This window comes from Salipiger sp. HF18, assembly GCF_011806505.1.
GTDB lineage: Bacteria > Pseudomonadota > Alphaproteobacteria > Rhodobacterales > Rhodobacteraceae > Salipiger > Salipiger thiooxidans.
The window spans coordinates 1-2,197 of sequence record NZ_JAATOS010000599.1; the positions used below are offsets into that span (position 1 = coordinate 1).

At 71.0% G+C, this 2,197-nt stretch carries 2 protein-coding genes; both read right to left on the reverse strand.

The window, feature by feature from the left end; translation table 11 throughout:
* Positions 1-153: 153 nt before the first annotated feature.
* Positions 154-315: a cbb3-type cytochrome oxidase assembly protein CcoS gene (ccoS, locus tag HC022_RS24680; protein WP_167454154.1), complete on the reverse strand. Its 162-nt coding sequence runs from the start codon at positions 313-315 to the stop codon at positions 154-156.
* 31 nt (positions 316-346) lie between these two features.
* Positions 347-2,197, reverse strand: a 1,851-nt coding sequence (locus HC022_RS24685; RefSeq protein WP_254885262.1) for a heavy metal translocating P-type ATPase, incomplete at its 5' end; no start/stop codon positions are given.

Below are 2,197 nucleotides of genomic sequence, written 5' to 3' on the forward strand. Positions count from 1 at the left end.
ATCACCCCCGAGGCCGCTCTGGAAGGGAGTGACCAGGCCGGGCTGAGCCGGGCCGTCTGATCTGAACTGGGGAATTCCGGCGTCGCAGCGGGCGGCGCCGGGAGGCCTCCGGAAAGGATCTCTCCGGGGAAACGCAAAAGCGCTCGTCCGGCGTCAGTCCTGCTTGGGCTTGTCGTCGTACTGGCCCGCGAGGATGCGCGCGGCGTTGCCCTCGGGGTCGTCGTACTGTCTGGTGCGCACGGTGATGACGAAGAACAGTAGCCCCATCCCGCCGAGAAACAGCGAGATCGGGATCAGGTAGAGCAGGATGTTCATGGGGTGAGCCTCCGGGAAGCGCGCCGCGGGCTCATTTCAGCCGCAGCGCGTTGAGCGACACCGTAATCGACGAGGCCGACATCGCCAATGCGGCAATCAGCGGCGAACACAGCCCCGCGATCGCCAGCGGCACCGCGATGAGGTTGTACCACGAGGCGATGGCAAAGTTCTCGCGGATGCGCCTGGTCGCGCGCCGGGCGGTACCGAGCGCGCCGGGCAGGGGGGCGAGCGAGCGGCCGAGCAGCACGATGTCCGAGGCCACCCGCGCCGCGTCCAGCGCCGAGGCGGGCGAGATCGACACATGCGCGGCGGCCAGCGCCGCGGTGTCGTTGAGCCCGTCGCCCACCATCAGCACCTTGTGACCCTCGTCCGACAGCGCCCGCACCCGGGCCGCCTTGTCCTGCGGCAGCGCCTCGCCGATCCACTGCGGGATGCCCAGCCGGGCGGCCAGCGTCTCGACCGCGCGGGGGGTGTCGCCGGACATCAGGATCACGCGCTTGCCGCTCTCGAGCAGGTCACGCACCGCCTCTTCGGCCCCGTCGCGCAGGGTGTCGGCGAGGGTGAAGACCTGCGCCGGGCCTTCGCCGACGCGGAGCCAGGTCGAGGTGACGTCGCTCTGGCCGCCCCCGACCCAGGCCGAGCGCCCGAGCCGCACGGTCTGCCCGCGCCAGAGCGCCTCGGTGCCGTGGCCCGGCAGCTCGGTGATCCCGGTCAGCTCGGCGGGCGGGATGCCCATGCCGCGCAGCTCTGCGGTCAGCGACTGCGACAGCGGGTGGGCCGAGCCCTCGGCCAGTGCCAGCGCGATCTCGAGGTCGTTGCGGGTGAAATCGCCGGTGTTGGTCACCTCGGGCGTGCCCGAGGTCAGCGTGCCGGTCTTGTCGAAGACCACTGTGTCGACCTCGGCCAGCCGTTCGAGCGCGGTGCCGTCCTTGATCAGCAGCCCTTTGCGGAACAGTCTGCCCGAGGCGGCGGTGGTGACCGCGGGCACGGCGAGCCCCAGCGCGCAGGGGCAGGTGATGATGAGCACCGCCGCCGCGATGTTGAGCGCGACGCGGAAGTCGAAGGTCCAGAGATACCAGCCGGCGAAGGCGAGCGCGGAGAGGATGTGCACACCCGGCGCGTAGAGCCTGGCGGCCTTGTCGGCGAGCGGCGTGTAGTTGGCGCGGCCCGCTTCGGCCACAGCGACCAGATCCGCCATACGGTGCAGCGAGGTCTCGCGCCCGACCGCGGTGGCGCGGATTATCAAGGGGCCGGTCAGGTTGACCTCGCCCGCGCTCACGCTTGTGCCGGGGGCAGCATAGACCGGGCGGGTCTCGCCGGTCAGCAGCGAGCGGTCGAGCTCGGACTGGCCCTCGGTGATCTCGCCATCGACCGGCATCCGCCCGCCGGGGCGCACCCGCAGCAGGTCGCCCACAGCAAGCTCGGAGACCGCGACCTGTTCCTCGCCCTCCGCGGTCAGGCGCCACGCCCTCGGTACCTCGAGCGCCGCCAGCTCCTCGGCGGCGGAGCGGGCGATGGAGCGGGTGCGGTGGTCGAGATAGCGGCCGGTGAGCAGGAAGAATGTCAGCGCGATGGCGGCGTCGAAATAGGCGTGCTCGCCCGAGAGCGAGGTCTCCCAGAGCGAGGTCACCACGGCCAGCAGGATCGCCAGCGAGATCGGCACGTCCATGTTGAGTCGCCCGGCCCGCAGCGCCGTCCACGCGTTGCGGAAGAAGATCTGGCCGGAGAAGGCAATGGTCGGCAGGGTGATCGCGGCCGAGATCCAGTGGAACATGTCGCGGGTCGGGCCCTCGGCCCCGGACCATACCGAGATCGACAGCAGCATGACGTTCATCATCGCGAAGCCCGCCACCGCGAGCCGCATCAGCAGGTCGCGCCCGGC